We start from the raw sequence: 15,500 nt of genomic DNA on the forward strand, positions 1-15,500 counted from the left end.
GTCCACCGTCAGGTCATCGGCGAAATGCCGGTCACCGGTGGCGTCGGGCACGTACTTCACACAGACAACGATCCTCAAGCTCACGCCGGCTCTCCTACTGCATCGTCATTTCCGGGCTGCCTTGTTGCACGCAGCATAGGCGCCTGATGGGGCGGTTTCCGGTCGGGGCGACCGACGCCTCGACCGGAAATATTACTAGCCAGTACACCCAGCGGCTCACCCATGAGCAAGCGCTTGGAACTGTGATATGCCCAACGTACGACACCCCATGTGCCGCCCGGGCCGGATCAGTCCCTCAGCGCGTTGAAACGGCCCTGGTGATAGAGGAGCGGACGGCCGGCTCCGGCCGGATCGCCGGCCACGGCCTGCGCGATCACGATCCGGTGGTCCCCCGCCGGGACGCGGGCGACCACGCGGCAGACCAGCCACGCCAGTACGCCGCCGAGCACCGGCACTCCTTCGGGCCCACTGCGCCAATAGGTGGACGGGCCGAACCGGTCGGCGCCGCTGCGGGCGAAGGTGGCGGCCAGCTCCTGCTGGTGCTCGCCGAGTATGTGGACGCCGACGTGCTCGGCCTCGGCCAGGACCGGCCAGCTGGAGGACGATGTGCCGACCCCGAAGGAGATCAGCGGCGGTTCGGCGGCGACGGAGTTGAGGGAGGTGGCGGTGAAGCCGACCGGCCGGTCACCGGCGGCGGTGATCACCGCCACACCGGCGGCGTGCTGCCGGAAGACCGAGCGGAGCAGCTCGGGGGAAGCCTGGCGGGGGGCGTCGAGCTCGGGCGATGCCGTCATGGACATGTCCTTCTGCGGAAGTGGCGTACGGGGCCGTGGTTGCTCAGGCACCCGGACAGCGCGCACTCGCGTTGCGGGCGAGATCGACGTGGACCCGGCCGTAGAGAAGGACTTCCGGCGGCATAGCGTCAGACTGACGATGCATGGTGGGTGCAGTCAAGAGCGTTCCGCGATGTGGGAGATGCGTCACGGTCCGTCACATCGCCTGTCCCAGCGCGGCGACCACGTCGACGGTGCGCGGCTGGCCGACGGCCCGGCGGACGATCCGGCCGGCCGCGTCCAGGACCAGCACGGTGGGCGTCCGGCTGATCTCCAGCTCCCGCACCAGGGTGAGATGCGCCTCGGCGTCGATCTCGACATGGGCCACACCGTCCACCATGCGGGCCACCTCCGCGAGGGTGCGGCGGGTGGCCCGGCAGGGCTGACAGAACGCGCTGGAGAACTGCACCAGAGTGGCCCGCTCGCCCAGTTCGGCGCCGATCCGGGCCGCGTCCAGCGGCCCTCCACGCGTCTGCCCGTCCACCTTCGGCCTCCCGTCAGAGCTCATCGCAAGAGGTCAGCACCGTCGGCCCGCGAGACATTCCCGGAGGTTCCACGTGACGAGAATCTCGCGCCCCGAGCCCTCGGAGACTGGCCACCGCGTCGCGCATGGGGCACGATCGGCGCAATGCCGCAAACCTACGGCTGCGTAACTTCCGCCGGGAGAACCCTCCTCAGGCGCTGAAGAAGGGTCTTCCCCAGATGGCAGAACTCGTCTATCGGCCGGTCATCGGCGCCGCTCGCACGTTTTTCAAGGCGCTTGACCTGAAGATCGACACTCAGGGTTCCGAGCACATCCCGAAGACCGGTGGCGCGGTACTGGTGAGCAATCACATCAGCTATCTGGACTTCATCTTCACCGGGCTCGCGGCCCTGCCGCAGAAGCGGCTGGTCCGCTTCATGGCGAAGGAGTCGGTTTTCCGGCACAAGGTCTCGGGGCCGCTGATGCGCGGGATGAAGCACATCCCCGTCGACCGCAAGCAGGGCGAGGACGCGTATGCGCACGCGCTCGCCTCGCTGCGCTCCGGCGAGATCGTCGGCGTGTTCCCCGAGGCCACCATCTCGGAGTCGTTCACGCTGAAGAGCTTCAAGTCGGGCGCCGCCCGGCTGGCCCAGGAGGCCGGAGTACCGCTGATCCCGATGGCGCTGTGGGGCACGCAGCGGCTGTGGACCAAGGGACGGCCGCGCAATTTCAAGCGCAATCACATCCCGGTGACGATCCGGGTCGGCGAGCCGGTGGAGGCTCCCACCGACCAGTACGCGGGTGCGATCACCCGGCGGCTGCGGGAGCGGGTCCAGGAGCTTCTGGAGGCGGCTCAGCGCGCCTATCCCGTGCGCCCGAAGGACGCGAGCGACACCTGGTGGGTGCCCGCCCACCTCGGCGGTACGGCGCCGACCCCCGCCGAGGTGCGGGAGAAGAGCTGACGGCCGAAACGTCACTCCGGGGGGCGGGCGGTGCTCCGCGCCCCGGAGAGAGGCCGTTGCGGCGATCGGGTGAATCCGGCGGGCCGCTGGCTCGGGGCTGCCCACCCGCGTGGCCTCAGAGCGCCGTGGGCAGCGTGCGCCACAGCTGCCGGCGGTCCTCGGCGGACCTCAGCGCGCGCAGCACCGCCGGATGCGCAGTCGCGTACAGGAGCGGGTAGTCCACGTCGCCGGCTTCGGGGTGGACGGGCCAGGCCAGCTGCTCCTCGTCGAGCGAGAACCGCGCGTCGACGCCCGGCTTGTTGCCCCGGGGGTCCTGGCGGTCCCAGCGGCCCCGGCCGGGCAGCCGGACCGCGATCAGCCCGTGCACCGGGCCGGGCTGCCCGTCGTCGTCGCGGAGCCCCTGGTAGCAGAGGGCGGCCGGGATGCCCGCCGCGCGCAGAAGGGCGGCCAGGGCGTGGGACTTGGAATGGCAGATGCCGTTGCGCGTCGCAAGGACGTCGGAGGCGCGCCAGGTGACGCGCGGGTCGCCCGAATCGGCGGAGTGCACGACGGTGTCGCGGACGAAGGCATAAGCGGCGGCTGCGTATGCATATGCGTCGGTGCTGTCGCCGCGGAGTTCGGCGGCCGTCTCCCTCACCAGCGGATGCTCGTGGTCGATGGCCTCGTCGGCAGCGAGATAGGCGGAAAGTTCCGGGACCTGCTGGATCAGCTCCATGGCCGCCGAGCGTAGATGTGCGGCCGGCCGCAGGTCAATGACTTTCCGGCCGGCCGCATATCTATTCAACCCTGACTACTTCGCCATCTCTTCCTTCAGGGCGAGGACGAACGCGTCCACGTCGTCCTCCCGGGTGTCGAAGGCGCACATCCAGCGGACATCGCCGGCCGCCTCGTCCCAGAAGTAGAAGCGGAAGCGCTTCTGCAGCCGCTCGCTGACCTCGTGCGGCAGCCGGGCGAAGACGGCGTTGGCCTGGACGGGGTGGAGGATCTCCACGCCGTCCACCGTGCGCACGCCCTCGGCGAGGCGCTGGGCCATCGCGTTGGCGTGCCGGGCGTTGCGCAGCCAGAGATCCCCGGCGAGCAGCGCCTCCAGCTGTACGGAGACGAAGCGCATCTTCGACGCGAGCTGCATCGACAGCTTGCGCAGGTGCTTCATGGCACGGACGGCGTCCGGGTTCAGGACGACCACGGCCTCGCCGAAGATCGCCCCGTTCTTCGTACCGCCGAAGGACAGCACGTCGACGCCGACGGTGTTGGTGAACGTACGCATCGGCACGTCCAGCGACGCCGCGGCGTTGGCTATCCGGGCCCCGTCCAGATGGACCTTCATGCCGTGCCCGTGGGCGTGGTCGCAGATGGCACGGATCTCGTCGGGTGTGTAGACCGTGCCCAGCTCGGTGTTCTGGGTGATCGAGACGACCTGTGGCATGGCGCGGTGCTCGTCGTCCCACCCGTATGCCTGCCGGTCGATGAGCTCGGGGGTGAGCTTGCCGTCCGGGGTGGGCACGGTGAGCAGCTTGAGGCCGCCCACCCGCTCCGGGGCGCCGCCCTCGTCCACGTTGATGTGGGCGGACTCGGCGCAGATCACCGCGCCCCAGCGGTCGGTCATCGCCTGGAGGGAGACGACGTTGGCACCGGTGCCGTTGAAGACCGGGAAGGCTTCGGCGGTGGGGCCGAAGTGGCTGTGCATGACGCGCTGGAGGTGCTCGGTGTACTCGTCCTCCCCGTAGGCGATCTGGTGACCGCCGTTGGCGAGGGCGAGGGCAGCGAGGATCTCCGGGTGGGTGCCCGCGTAGTTGTCGCTGGCGAAGCCGCGGACCTGCGGGTCGTGGTGGCGCCGCGCGTCGGTCCTTACGGTTGTGGGGTCAGCCACAGGCGCTTTCCGTTCACTTCCGGGGCGGGCCGGTCCCAGACGCCGGCGATGGCATCGGCCAGCTCCTTGACGTCGGTGAAGCCCGCGAATTTCGCATTGGGGCGCTCGGCGCGCATCGCGTCGTGCACCAGTGCCTTGATGATCAGGATCGCAGCCGCGGTCCTGGGCCCTTCGTCGCCCCCCGCCTTGCGGAACGCGTCCGCGAGCGCGAGCGTCCAGGCCTCGGCCGCCGCCTTCGACGCGGCGTAGGCCGCGTTTCCCGCGGTCGGCTTGCTCGCCCCTGCCGCGCTGATCAGCACATAGCGACCCCGGTCGCTGCGCTGGAGACCCTCCTGGAAGGCCAGCGAGGTGTGCTGGACCGTACGGATCAGCAGCTTCTCCAGCAGGTTCCAGTCGGCGAGGTCGGTCTCGGCGAAGCTCGGGCTGCCGCGCCAGCCGCCGACGAGGTGGACCAGGCCGTCGATCCGGCCGAATTCCTTCTCGGTCTTGTCCGCCCATTCGCGGGCGGCGCCGAGGTCCAGCAGATCGACCGTGTCGCCGGTGACGGTGGCGCCGCCGTGGGCGTAGCGCGCGGCGTCGACCGCCTCGGCCAGCCGGGTGGCGTCCGCGTCGGAGGCGACGACGGTCGCGCCGGCCTCGGCGAGCCGCAGCAGGGCGGCCCGTCCGGCCGGGCCGGCGGCCCCGGCGACCGCTACGACGGCACCTTCGAGAGCGCCGCTCCCGTTGCCCTTGCCGTTTCCGTTCATGGCCACCGCCTCCTCAGACCCGGCGCTCACGCGGCTGCCCGCTCGGCATCCGCGGCGGTGATCCCCTTGGTCGAGGCGATCACGTTCTTCAGCTTCTTGGAGAGCGCCTCATAGAACATGCTCAGGGGAAACTCGTCCGGAAGCACATCGTCGACGAGCTTACGCGGCGGCTGCGACAGGTCCAGCGCGTCCGGTCCCTTGGCCCAGCGGGAACCCGGGTGCGGGGCGAGGTAGGTCGAGACCAGGTCGTACGCGGCGAACCAGTGGACCAGCTTGGGGCGGTCGATGCCGTCGCGGTAGAGCTTCTCGATCTCGGCGCAGAGCTGGTTGGTGATCTGCGGGGCGCGGTCCCAGTCGATCTTCAGCGTGTTGTCGGTCCAGCGGACCACGTCGTGCTTGTGCAGGTACGCGAAGAGCAGCTGGCCGCCGAGGCCGTCGTAGTTGCGGACGCGCTCGCCGGTGACGGGGAAGCGGAACATCCGGTCGAAGAGGACGGCGTACTGGACGTCGCGGCCGTGCGCGTTGCCCTCGGCCTCCAGTTTCACGGCCTCCTTGAAGGCGGTGAGGTCGCAGCGCAGCTCCTCCAGGCCGTACATCCAGAACGGCTGGCGCTGCTTGATCATGAAGGGGTCGAAGGGCAGGTCGCCGTGGCTGTGGGTGCGGTCGTGGACCATGTCCCAGAGCACGAAGGCCTGCTCGCAGCGCTGCTGGTCGGCGACCATCTCCCGGATGTCCTCGGGCAGTTCGACGCCGAGCAGCTCGACGGAGGCCTCGGTGACCCGGCGGAAGCGGGCGGCCTCGCGGTCGCAGAAGATGCCGCCCCAGCTGAAGCGCTCGGGAGCCTCGCGCACGGCGATGGTCTCCGGGAAGAGCACCGCGGAGTTGGTGTCGTAACCCGAGGTGAAGTCCTCGAAGGTGATGCCGCAGAACAGCGGGTTGTCGTAGCGGGTGGCTTCGAGATCGGCCAGCCACTCGGGCCAGACCATCCGCAGCACGACCGCTTCGAGGTTTCGGTCCGGGTTGCCGTTCTGCGTGTACATCGCGAAGACGACCAGGTGCTGCAGCCCGTCGGCGCGGTCCTTGGCCGGCTGGAAGGCGAGCAGCGAGTCCAGGAAGTCCGGCACGCCGAAGCCGTCCGCGGCCCAGCGGCGCAGGTCTGCGACGAGGGCGCGGTGGTACGCGGCGTCGTGCGGCAGCAGCGGGGAGAGCTCCTCGACCGCGCCGATCACACGGTCCAGCGTCGACCGTGCGGCCTCCGGGGACGGCGCTCCCTCGGCCTCGAAGTCGATGGCACCGTCCTTCGACTGCCAGGGCCGGATCTCCTCCACGGCATTCTTGAGCACGGGCCAGGCGGGATGATCGACCACCCGCCGGTCCGTAGCTATGCCGCCTTCGGCGGCGTCGTGCACAAGAATTTCCGTCATAACACTTCCTCCACGGGAGAACCTCGCGTTAAGCAACCGTATCCATGTGCGGTTCCTTGAGACAAGTGGGGTCCAGAAAATTATCCTGCCCACCCCCATGGTCACCGCGATTCTTCCTGTGCGGAACGTTTGAGGCGGCCACTTCCGTCGGCCGGACACGCGCCACGGGCGTCCGTCCTTCCCATCCGCCGCGAGGCCGTCAGGCTGCCGAATCGCCGTAATGCCGTAGTGCTTCTTGGGTAGGAGCCGCACGCGGGAGAAGCCGTCGACGGAAGCGGGTTGCCTTGTCTTTTCTCACCATCGGACATCGCGGAGTGATGGGTGTCGAGCCGGAGAACACCCTGCGCTCGTTCGTCCACGCGGAACGGGCCGGAATGGACGCGATCGAGCTGGACCTTCATCTGAGCAAGGACGGCGCACTCGCCGTGATGCACGACGCCGATGTGGACCGCACGACGGACGGCAAGGGGCCGATCAATGGGAAGACCCTGTCCGAGCTGCGGGAACTCGATGCCGGGCTGGGCGAGCGGGTGCCGGTCTTCGAGGAGGTGCTCGACGCCGTACGGTCCCCCGTGCAGGCCGAGATCAAGGACGCGGCCGCGGCCCGCGCGCTGGCCGAGGTGATGCTGCGGCGCGATCTCGTCGACCGGGTCGAGGTGTCCTCGTTCCATGACGAGGCGGTGGCCGAGATCGCCCGGCTGGTGCCGGGCGTACGGACCGTGCTCATCGCGAGCCGCTGGCAGGGCGACGTGGTGGACCGGGGGAAGGCGGTGGGGGCGGCGACGCTGGCGCTGAACATCCGCCGGCTCACCCTGGAGGTGGCCGAGCAGGCGCACGCCGAGGGGCTGAAGGTCATCGGCTGGGTGGTGAACACCCAGGACCATCTGCGGCTGGCACGCGCCCTGCGGCTGGACGGCGCGACCACCGACTACCCGGAGATCCGCCGCGCAGGCCGCTTCACCGCCTGATCGCGGGCCCGGTCAGACGAGGTCCTTGACCAGCAGCTCGAAGACGAGGTCGTCACGCTGCGGAATGCCGAAGCGCTCGTCGCCGTACGGGAACGGGCTGAGCTCTCCCGTACGGCGGTAGCCGCGCCGCTCGTACCAGGCGATCAGTTCCTCGCGCACCGAGATCACGGTCATGTGCATCTCGCGCACGCCCCAGCTCTCCCGGACGGTGCGCTCGGCCTCGGCGATGATCACCTTGCCGAGTCCGGCGCCCTGGAGTCCGGGGCGGACCGCGAACATTCCGAAGTAGGCGGCCTCGCCGCGGTGTTCGAGCTGGCAGCAGGCGACGAGCTCGCCGTCGCGCTCCACCACGAGCAGTCGGCTGCCGGGCCCTTCGAGGACCTTTCGCACACCGTCCGGGTCCGTCCGCCGGCCCTGGAGGATGTCCGCCTCGGTGGTCCAGCCGGTCCGGCTGGAGTCCCCGCGGTACGCCGACTCGATGAGCGCCACCAGGGCCGGTACATCGGCGTCGGCCGCGTCGCGGAAGGTCAGCTGTCCCGGGTCCTGGGCGGGGGCGATGTCCATTGCGGTGGCTCTCCGTTTCTGTGCTGTGGCCGTGCCGGAGCAGCGTAACGCGCGTGCCGCGGATCTAGAGTCGGCGCATGATTCATGTGCTGAGCAGCCGGATCCTGTTGCGTCCGGTGGATCCCGAGCGGTCACGGATCTTCTACGGGCAATCCCTCGGGCTGCCCGTCTACCGGGAGTTCGGTACCGGCCCCGAGCGGGGCACGGTCTACTTCCTGGGCGGGGGCTTCCTGGAGGTGTCGGGGCGCGCCGCCGAGCCGCCGGTGCCCGGTCTCGAACTGTGGATGCAGGTCGCGGACGTACGGGCGGCGTACGAGGAGTTGTCGGCCGCCGGCGTCGAGGTGCTGCGGGAGCCGGTGCGCGAGCCGTGGGGGCTGGTCGAGATGTGGATCCGCGATCCGGACGGGCACCGGATCGTCATGGTGGAGGTCCCCGCGGACCATCCGCTGCGCTACCGCCCCTGACGGCCCTGGATGCCGTCAGTGTGCGGTGCGGCTTCGTTCCGCGCAGTCGACGAGCACGGGCAGGGCCTTCGCCAGGCTGCCGTCGTCATCGGCGAACGGGAGCCGCACATGGTGGCGGAAGCCGTCCACGGCGGAGAAGGCCGGGCCCGGGACGATCAGTACGCCCGCGCGGCGGGCCAGCTGGGCGGTGGCCTCGGCGTCGGCGCCCGGGATCTCCACCCAGAGGGCGGAGCCGCCGTCGGGGCGCTCCCACCGCCAGCCGGTCCGCTGCTCGCGCAGGAGCCGTTCGGTCTCCGTCAGACGTTCGCGCAGCCGGGAGCGGCGGCGGGCCCGCGCTTCGGGCAGTTGCCGCAGCAGCTTCACGGCCAGCATCTGGTCCACCACCGGGCAGGAAAGGTCGACGGACTTCTTGATGTCGGCCAGCCGCCGGATCACGGTGGTGGAGGCCCGGATCCAGCCCAGCCTGAGTCCGCCCCAGAAGAGCTTGGACAGGGTGCCCACGGTGGCCGTGGCGGCGGGCGGCAGCAGGCCGGCGAGGGAGCGGGGCGCGGCGTCGTCGAGCAGGGACAGTTCGGCGTAGGCGTTGTCCTCGACCACGTACAGGCCCTGTTCGGCCAGGGCGGCGGCCCAGGCGAGGCGGGTGGGCTCGTCCATGCCGCGTCCGGTGGGGTTGTGGACGGACGGCTGGAGGTAGACGAGGCGGGGCCGGACGTGACCGGCCAGCCGCGCCAGCGCGCGGGCGCCGTGGGCCCCGTCCGCGGGCAGTGGTACGAGCCGGGCGCCGCGGCCGCGCAGCGCTTCGAGCGCGCCCCGGTAGGTCGGGTCCTCCACGATCACCGTGTCACCGGGTTCGACCAGGCCCTGGGTGATGAGCCAGACGGCCTGCTGGGATCCGGCGGTCACCAGGATCTGGTCCGGGGAGGTCGGCAGGCCCGCCGACCGGTGGTACTCGGCGATCCCCTCGCGGAGCTCGGGCAGCCCGTACGGGAGGTATCCGTCGCCGGCCAGCGCGGAGGTGAGGTCGTCGGCGGACAGCTCACCGACCGCCGCCGCGACCGCGGGCAGGCCGTCCAGCGCGCCGCTGGACAGGTCGATGCCGCCGTCCCTGGTCCCGAAGCTGGCCAGCCGGCCCTCGGTCGCCGGCTCGCCCACCGCGCCGGAGCCCCGCAGCCGGGAGCCGCTGCCCTGCCGGCTCTCCAGCCACCCCTCGGCCTCCAGCAGTCCGTACGCGGCCGTCACCGTGGAACGGCTGACGCCCAGCGCTGTCGCCAGGGCGCGCTGGGAGGGCAGCACAGTGCCCGGTGCCACGTCTCCGCGCTGCGCCAGCTCGCGCAGCGCCTCGGCCAGCAGCTGCGGCATCGCGCCCGTGCCGTCCTTGGACCACCCGGTCAGCAGCCGGGACAGCCGGGTGGGAGGAATCCGGTCCATGCACTCATCATCGCCCGCCGCAGGCCAATTGCCCTCAAGTGGTCTTTGCCACCCTCCGGTGGCTCGCACATGATCGGGTGAACGCCGTTGCAAAGGAGCAGAAACATGGCGACCGTGGTGCTCGTCGGAACACTGGACACCAAAGGGCCGGAGTACGAGTGGCTCTCGGCACGGCTTCGCGAATCGGGCTGCGACGTGGTTCTCGTCGATGCCGGGGTGATGCCGTCGCCCGTGGGCACGGTCACGGGCGACATCGACGCGGCGGCCGTCGCTCGGCGCGCCGGGCACGGTCTGGAGGCGCTGCGCGCCAACGGGGACCGCGGCGCGGCGGTGTCCGCCATGGCCGACGGGGTCGAGCAGATCGTCGGTGATCTCTACCGCGAGGGGCAGCTGCACGCGGTGCTGGCGGTGGCCGGGAGCGGAGGGTCGTTCATCGCCGCGCGTGCCATGCAGGCGCTGCCCATCGGCGTCCCGAAGGTACTGGTGTCCACCATGGCCAGCGGCGACGTGTCGCCGTACGTGGGCAGCAGCGACATCACCATGATGTACAGCGTGGTCGACGTGGCGGGCATCAATTCCGTGTCGACGCAGATCATGGGCAACGCGGTGGCCGCGGCGGCGGGCATGGCCATCCACCACGAGCGACGGCTGAACGAGCCTGCGCCCCAGGGGCGTCCGCTGATCGGCGCCAGCATGTTCGGCGTCACCACCCAGGCGGTGGACGCCGCCCGGCAGCGGCTGGACGAGCTGGGCTACGAGGTGCTGGTCTTCCACGCCACCGGCGCGGGCGGCCGGGCGCTGGAGAAGCTGGCCGCGGGCGGGTTCCTGGCCGGCGTCCTCGACCTGACCACCACCGAACTCGCGGACGATCTGGTCGGCGGCGTGCTGAGCGCCGGCCCGGACCGGCTCACCGCTGCTGGCCGGGCGGGGCTGCCGCAGGTGGTGGCGCCCGGCGCACTGGACATGGTCAACTTCGGCGCCGCCGGGACCGTCCCGGAGCGCTTCGCCGGACGCCAGTTCCTGGAGCACAACCCGACCGTCACCCTGATGCGCACCACGCCCGAGGAGATGGCCGAACTCGGCGCCTCCATGGGGCGGAAGCTGGCCTCGGCGCACGGCCCGACAGCGGTCCTCTGGCCGCTGGGCGGCGTCTCCGCGGTGGACGCCCCGGGCGGGCCGTTCCACGATCCGGAGGCCGACGCGGCCGGGCTGGCGTCCCTGCGCACCGCGCTGCGGGGCAGCGCCGTCGATCTGCGCGAGATCGGCGCCCATCTCAACGACGCGTCGTTCGCCGTCGCCGCCGCCGACCACCTGCACCAGCTGATCAGCACCCAGGAACGTTCCCACCCGAACGTCTGAGCCTCGCGTCCGCGCGCCCGAGCGGCGAGAAACCCACCAATGGAAACAGGAGTCCCATCCGTGAACCGCAATCAAGCCCTGTCGCGCCTCACCGAGCAGGTCGCAGCAGGCAAGGCCGTCATAGGCGCGGGCGCAGGCACGGGCCTGTCCGCCAAGTGCGCGGAGGCCGGCGGCGTCGATCTGCTGATCATCTACAACTCCGGCCGGTACCGGATGGCCGGCCGGGGCTCGCTGGCGGGTCTGCTGCCGTACGGCGACGCCAACGCCATCGTGCTCGACATGGCGGGCGAGGTGCTGCCCGTGGTGCGGGACGTCCCCGTGCTCGCCGGGGTGTGCGGCACCGACCCGTTCCGGATCATGGGCAACTTCCTCGACCAGCTGAAGGCCATCGGCTTCACCGGCGTACAGAACTTCCCCACCGTCGGGCTGTACGACGGCAGGTTCCGCGAGAACCTCGAAGAGACCGGCATGGGCTTCGGTCTGGAGATCGACATGATCCGCCAGGCCCATGAGCGCGATCTGCTCACCGCGCCCTATGTGTTCGACCCCGAGCAGGCCGCCGAAATGGCGCGGGCGGGTGCCGATGTCCTCGTACCGCACGTCGGGCTGACCACCAAGGGCTCCATCGGTGCCTCGACCGCGCTCACCCTCGATCAGGCCGCCACCGCCGTGCAGGAGATGCACGACGCCGCGAAGCGCGTCAATCCCGACATCATCGTGCTCTGTCACGGCGGCCCGATCGCCGAGCCGGAGGACGCCCGCTACGTCCTGGAGCACACCTCCGGGATCGCCGGCTTCTTCGGCGCCTCGTCCATGGAACGGCTGCCCACGGAGCGTGCCATCACCGAGCAGGCACGCGCGTTCAAGTCCCTGACGCTCGGCTGACAGGGACGCGGAAGCACAGCGCGCGGCGGGAACACTCCCTCCGCGCGCTCCCCTTGTACTTCAGTGCGCCGCGTACGACGGTCCTCCCCCGGGCATCCACCAAGGGGACTGCGTGGTGCGGCGAGGGGGAGGTGCGCTGTGCACGGATCGGCGATGTCGGGCTGGCTGCTGATGGCGTTGTGCGCGATGACGGGTGCGTACTGTCTGCTGCGCACCCGCAGCGAGACCGGGGAGGGGCGCAGGACGGCACGTGCGGAGGCGCTGATGGGCTTCGGCATGGCCGCCATGGCGGTGCCGGCGGCCGTGGTGACACCCCCCGCCTGGGGATGGGCGGTGTACGCGGCTCTGTTCGGGGTGGCCTCGTTGCGCGCGCTGTGGTTCTCCCGGCGCGGCAGTCACCATCTGCACCATCTGGTCGGGTCCTCGGCGATGGTCTACATGGCCCTGACGATGGCACCGGGTGGCGGGGCGGGGCACGGCGGGCACCTGGGTCACGGGGTCGCGGCGACGGCCGGGGGCGTCCCCCTGCTGACCGGACTGCTCCTGGCCTACTACGCGGTGTACGTGCTGCGGTCGGGGGCCCGGTTGATACCGGTGGCCGCCGCTCCCGCCCCGGCGGGCGGTGGTGACGGCCTTGCCGGCCCCACCTGGGGTACGCGCCCCGAGCTGGCGCTCGCCTGTCGGCTGACGATGGGGATGGCCATGTTCGCGATGCTGCTCGCCCTGTGAGCCGGCCGGTCAAACCGTGGTCTGCGTCACTTGCCGTGCACAGCCATACCCGTGGGTGCCGCGCCCCTCATAGGCTGATGTCATGTTGGTCTCCCTCGCACTGCTGCTGCTCGGTGCACTGGCCGCCGTCCTGACCCCGCGGCTGATGGCCAGGGCCCGGTGGCCGGAGCGCGAGCCCGTCGTGGCGCTGTGGGTGTGGCAGTGCGTGGTGGCCGGGGTGCTGCTCTCCTTCGCGCTCTCCATGACGTTCAGCGCGGCCGCCGCCTGGCAGGCGGTGCGCGGGCATGTGTTCGCCCCGGCGCCGCATGCGGTGGTGGAGGCGTACGCGCTGGGCGGGCACGGCCGGTGGTCCGCCGCCATGGCCGTGCTGCTGGCGTTCGGCGGGGTGTGGTCGGCGGTGATGCTGACCCGGGAGGTCCACCGGGCCCAGATGCGTCGCAGGCAGCGGCGCGCCGAACTGCTGGTACGGGCCCCGCTGCTGCCCGGCGAGAAGCCCGGCAGCGGCCGTCTCGTCGTGCTGGAGGGAGAGCGCCCGGATGCCTGGTGGCTGCCGGGCGCCGCGCCTCAACTGGTCATCACCACCACGGCGCTCAGGCGCCTGAAAGGCCGTCAGCTCGATGCGGTCCTGGCCCATGAGCAGGGGCACGCGAACGCGCGGCACGACTGGCTGTTGCACTGTTCCGACGCCCTGGCGACCGGCTTTCCGCAGGTGCCGGTGTTCGCGGCGTTCCGCGACGAGATGCACCGGCTGGTCGAACTGGCCGCGGACGATGTGGCGTCGAAGCGTTTCGGACGGCTGACGATCGCCCTGGCCCTGGTGGAACTCAACGAGGACCGGGGCGTGTTCGGACCCTGCCCGGCGCCGGACGCGCAGCTGCCGCTTCGGGTGAACCGGCTGCTGACCCCGGCGGACCGGCTCACCGCGGGCCGTCGGCTCCGGCTGACCGCGGCGGCCGCGATGGTGCCGGTGGTGCCGCTTCTGGTGGCCTTCATTCCGGGGCTCAGCGCGCTGCGATAGCCAGGGCCACCGGACTTCCGCGAAGATCGCCCCATGCCGTCCACGCAGCTCCCCCCGCCGGTCCGTACGCGTCCCCGTGTCACCCCCTTCGGAGCGGGTGCCCTCTGCGCGCTCCTCGCGCTGGTCGTGCTGATCCTCGTCGCCGTGCGCTGGTCACCGCTGATGACGCTGGACCGCACCGTCGCGGATGCCCTGCACCGCAGGGCGGTGACCGAACCCGGTCCGGTCCACGCCAACCGGATCCTGACCGACTGGGCCTGGGATCCCTGGACCATGCGCGCCCTGATCATGGTGGCGGTGGTGGCGCTGTGGTGGCGCGGGGAGCGGCTGCTGGCGGTGTGGGTGGCGGCGACGAGCGCGCTGGGCACCGTGGTGCAGCAGGGGCTGAAGTCCGCGGTGGGCCGGGAACGGCCGCAGTGGCCCGACCCGGTGGACTCCGCCCATTACGCGGCGTTCCCGTCCGGTCACGCGATGACGGCGACGGTGACCTGCGGCCTGCTGCTCTGGCTGCTGCGCCGGCACGGGGCCGGGCCCCGGTCGTGGCGGGCTGCGCTGGTGGTGGCGTGCGTCTCGGTCGTCGGGGTGGGTGTGACCCGCCTCTACCTGGGTGTGCACTGGCTGAGCGACGTACTGGGCGGCTGGCTGCTGGGGGCGGCCCTGGTCGGCTTCGCGATCGCCGGATTCACCCGGTACGAGCGGCGCGGCGGGCTGCGCGCGCCCGGTCCTTCCTGAGCCGGCCGCGTCCGGCCGTCCCCCGGCCAGGGGCGGCCGGCCTTGTCGCACCGCCCCGGGCCGGGGAGGATCGCAGCCATGCAGATCAAGGGTGTGCTCTTCGACTTCTCCGGGACTCTCTTCCGCATCGAGTCCGTCCGGTCCTGGCTGCGCGCGGTCCTCGCCGAGCGGGGGGTGACGGTGGGCGGGGCCGACTTCGAGCGGTACGCGGACGAGCTGGAGGCCGCCGGGGCTCTGCCGGGCGGCCCGCTCCCCCGGCATGTCCCCGCCCGGCTCTCCGCCGCGTGGGCCACCCGTGACGAGAGCGCGGAACTGCACCGGGAGGCGTACACGGGGCTGGCCCGGCAGGTGGCGCTGCCGGATCCCGGGCTGTACGACGCGCTGTACGAGCGGCATCGCACACCGGCCGCCTGGCAGCCGTACCCGGACGCGGCGGAGGTGCTCGGCGCGCTGCGTGACAGCGGCCTCCGGATCGGTGTGGTCAGCAACATCGGCTGGGATCTGCGGCCGGTCTTCCGGGCGCACGGCCTGGACCCCCTGATCGATGACTATGTGCTGTCCTACGAGCACGGCGTCCAGAAGCCGGATGCACGGATATTTCACACGGCCTGCACAGGTCTGGGGCTGGATCCGACGGATGTGGTGATGGTCGGCGACGACCGGGACGCGGACGGCGGGGCCGCCGCACTGGGCTGTGACGTGCGGTTCGTCCGCCATCTGCCGGTGTCGGAGCGGCCGGACGGACTGCGGACGCTCGGACTGGTGCCGGGCGTTGCCTGACAGACATGTGAGAGATGTCCCTGACGCCCAATGGGTCTGATTGTCACATCGGGGCCTTAGCCTGTATGTATGTCCCGTTCACCGTGCTCCTCCGATTCCACGCGCACCGCCGCCGTGGTGAACAAAGAGATCCGTGACCTGTGGCAGCGCTCGGGCGGCTGCCTGTCCCCGGAGGACGAGGAGCAGTACCAGCGTCTGCTGGTGGAGTGGGCCGCGGCGACGAGCGGCGGCGCCAGGTCCGCCGCCTGACGCGCAAAACCCTGCCCTGCCGGGCT

18 protein-coding genes and 1 pseudogene are annotated in these 15,500 nt (G+C 71.2%); 10 read left to right on the plus strand and 9 right to left on the minus strand.

What is annotated here, in order from left to right:
• From ACFVH0_RS14675 to ACFVH0_RS14685, 3 genes and pseudogenes are all read right to left on the minus strand, one after another.
• A pseudogene (locus ACFVH0_RS14675) lies at positions 1 to 84 on the minus strand (electron transfer flavoprotein subunit beta); the annotation flags it as partial.
• 203 nt (positions 85 to 287) lie between these two features.
• The gene (locus ACFVH0_RS14680; RefSeq protein ID WP_385820037.1) at positions 288 to 794 is read right to left on the minus strand and encodes a flavin reductase family protein; all 507 of its coding nucleotides are present in this window, start codon (positions 792 to 794) and stop codon (positions 288 to 290) included.
• Positions 795 to 990: 196 nt separating this feature from the next.
• The gene (locus ACFVH0_RS14685; protein WP_385700511.1) at positions 991 to 1,341 is read right to left on the minus strand and encodes a TlpA family protein disulfide reductase; all 351 of its coding nucleotides are present in this window, start codon (positions 1,339 to 1,341) and stop codon (positions 991 to 993) included.
• Positions 1,342 to 1,535: 194 nt separating this feature from the next.
• Here ACFVH0_RS14685 and ACFVH0_RS14690 point away from each other — a divergent pair, with 194 nt between their 5' ends.
• Positions 1,536 to 2,258, plus strand: coding sequence for a lysophospholipid acyltransferase family protein (locus ACFVH0_RS14690; RefSeq protein WP_385820039.1), 723 nt, complete (start codon positions 1,536 to 1,538; stop codon positions 2,256 to 2,258).
• A 115-nt stretch (positions 2,259 to 2,373) separates the two neighbouring features.
• Here ACFVH0_RS14690 and ACFVH0_RS14695 read toward each other — a convergent pair whose 3' ends face one another.
• The 4 genes from ACFVH0_RS14695 to ACFVH0_RS14710 all read right to left on the minus strand — a co-directional run bounded on the left by ACFVH0_RS14695 (position 2,374) and on the right by ACFVH0_RS14710 (position 6,298).
• The gene (locus ACFVH0_RS14695) at positions 2,374 to 2,973 is read right to left on the minus strand and encodes a transglutaminase domain-containing protein (RefSeq protein WP_385820041.1); all 600 of its coding nucleotides are present in this window, start codon (positions 2,971 to 2,973) and stop codon (positions 2,374 to 2,376) included.
• 75 nt (positions 2,974 to 3,048) lie between these two features.
• Entirely contained in the window at positions 3,049 to 4,128 is a 1,080-nt protein-coding gene (locus ACFVH0_RS14700) for a low specificity L-threonine aldolase (protein WP_266692508.1), read from the minus strand.
• Positions 4,107 to 4,874 (minus strand): SDR family NAD(P)-dependent oxidoreductase, encoded by a 768-nt coding sequence (locus ACFVH0_RS14705; protein WP_385820043.1) that lies wholly within the window; start codon positions 4,872 to 4,874, stop codon positions 4,107 to 4,109. Before ACFVH0_RS14705 ends, ACFVH0_RS14700 begins: the two co-directional genes overlap by 22 nt.
• Positions 4,875 to 4,900: 26 nt before the next feature.
• A complete protein-coding gene (locus ACFVH0_RS14710) occupies positions 4,901 to 6,298 on the minus strand; it encodes a DUF6421 family protein (RefSeq protein ID WP_385820045.1) in 1,398 nt (465 codons plus the stop codon).
• A 284-nt stretch (positions 6,299 to 6,582) separates the two neighbouring features.
• Between ACFVH0_RS14710 and ACFVH0_RS14715 the strand changes: the two genes are divergently transcribed.
• Positions 6,583 to 7,266 (plus strand): glycerophosphodiester phosphodiesterase, encoded by a 684-nt coding sequence (locus tag ACFVH0_RS14715; RefSeq protein WP_385820047.1) that lies wholly within the window; start codon positions 6,583 to 6,585, stop codon positions 7,264 to 7,266.
• 12 nt (positions 7,267 to 7,278) lie between these two features.
• Here ACFVH0_RS14715 and ACFVH0_RS14720 read toward each other — a convergent pair whose 3' ends face one another.
• Positions 7,279 to 7,830, minus strand: coding sequence for a GNAT family N-acetyltransferase (locus tag ACFVH0_RS14720; protein WP_385820049.1), 552 nt, complete (start codon positions 7,828 to 7,830; stop codon positions 7,279 to 7,281).
• Between the two features lie 77 nt (positions 7,831 to 7,907).
• On the opposite strand from ACFVH0_RS14720, the gene ACFVH0_RS14725 reads away from it, so the two are divergent.
• On the plus strand, positions 7,908 to 8,294 hold the full coding sequence (locus ACFVH0_RS14725; RefSeq protein ID WP_385820051.1) for a VOC family protein: 387 nt from the start codon (positions 7,908 to 7,910) through the stop codon (positions 8,292 to 8,294).
• A gap of 15 nt (positions 8,295 to 8,309) precedes the next feature.
• Here the strand turns inward: ACFVH0_RS14725 and ACFVH0_RS14730 are convergent, their stop codons facing one another.
• Positions 8,310 to 9,722, minus strand: coding sequence for a PLP-dependent aminotransferase family protein (locus ACFVH0_RS14730; RefSeq protein ID WP_385820053.1), 1,413 nt, complete (start codon positions 9,720 to 9,722; stop codon positions 8,310 to 8,312).
• Positions 9,723 to 9,827: 105 nt separating this feature from the next.
• On the opposite strand from ACFVH0_RS14730, the gene ACFVH0_RS14735 reads away from it, so the two are divergent.
• The 7 genes from ACFVH0_RS14735 to ACFVH0_RS14765 all read left to right on the plus strand — a co-directional run bounded on the left by ACFVH0_RS14735 (position 9,828) and on the right by ACFVH0_RS14765 (position 15,474).
• A complete protein-coding gene (locus tag ACFVH0_RS14735) occupies positions 9,828 to 11,081 on the plus strand; it encodes a Tm-1-like ATP-binding domain-containing protein (RefSeq protein ID WP_385820055.1) in 1,254 nt (417 codons plus the stop codon).
• Positions 11,082 to 11,141: 60 nt separating this feature from the next.
• Positions 11,142 to 11,966 (plus strand): phosphoenolpyruvate hydrolase family protein, encoded by an 825-nt coding sequence (locus ACFVH0_RS14740; RefSeq protein ID WP_385820057.1) that lies wholly within the window; start codon positions 11,142 to 11,144, stop codon positions 11,964 to 11,966.
• Between the two features lie 138 nt (positions 11,967 to 12,104).
• Positions 12,105 to 12,695, plus strand: coding sequence for a DUF5134 domain-containing protein (locus ACFVH0_RS14745; RefSeq protein ID WP_385820059.1), 591 nt, complete (start codon positions 12,105 to 12,107; stop codon positions 12,693 to 12,695).
• Positions 12,696 to 12,777: 82 nt separating this feature from the next.
• Positions 12,778 to 13,713: a M56 family metallopeptidase gene (locus tag ACFVH0_RS14750; protein ID WP_385820061.1), complete on the plus strand. Its 936-nt coding sequence runs from the start codon at positions 12,778 to 12,780 to the stop codon at positions 13,711 to 13,713.
• 33 nt (positions 13,714 to 13,746) lie between these two features.
• Positions 13,747 to 14,445: a phosphatase PAP2 family protein gene (locus ACFVH0_RS14755; RefSeq protein ID WP_385820063.1), complete on the plus strand. Its 699-nt coding sequence runs from the start codon at positions 13,747 to 13,749 to the stop codon at positions 14,443 to 14,445.
• A gap of 78 nt (positions 14,446 to 14,523) precedes the next feature.
• Entirely contained in the window at positions 14,524 to 15,225 is a 702-nt protein-coding gene (locus tag ACFVH0_RS14760) for an HAD family hydrolase (RefSeq protein WP_385820065.1), read from the plus strand.
• Between the two features lie 69 nt (positions 15,226 to 15,294).
• Positions 15,295 to 15,474 (plus strand): hypothetical protein, encoded by a 180-nt coding sequence (locus ACFVH0_RS14765; RefSeq protein WP_124719283.1) that lies wholly within the window; start codon positions 15,295 to 15,297, stop codon positions 15,472 to 15,474.
• The last annotated feature ends 26 nt before the right edge of the window (positions 15,475 to 15,500 follow it).

It is taken from the genome of Streptomyces sp. NPDC127117, assembly GCF_042677325.1.
In the GTDB taxonomy this organism is placed as follows: domain Bacteria; phylum Actinomycetota; class Actinomycetes; order Streptomycetales; family Streptomycetaceae; genus Streptomyces.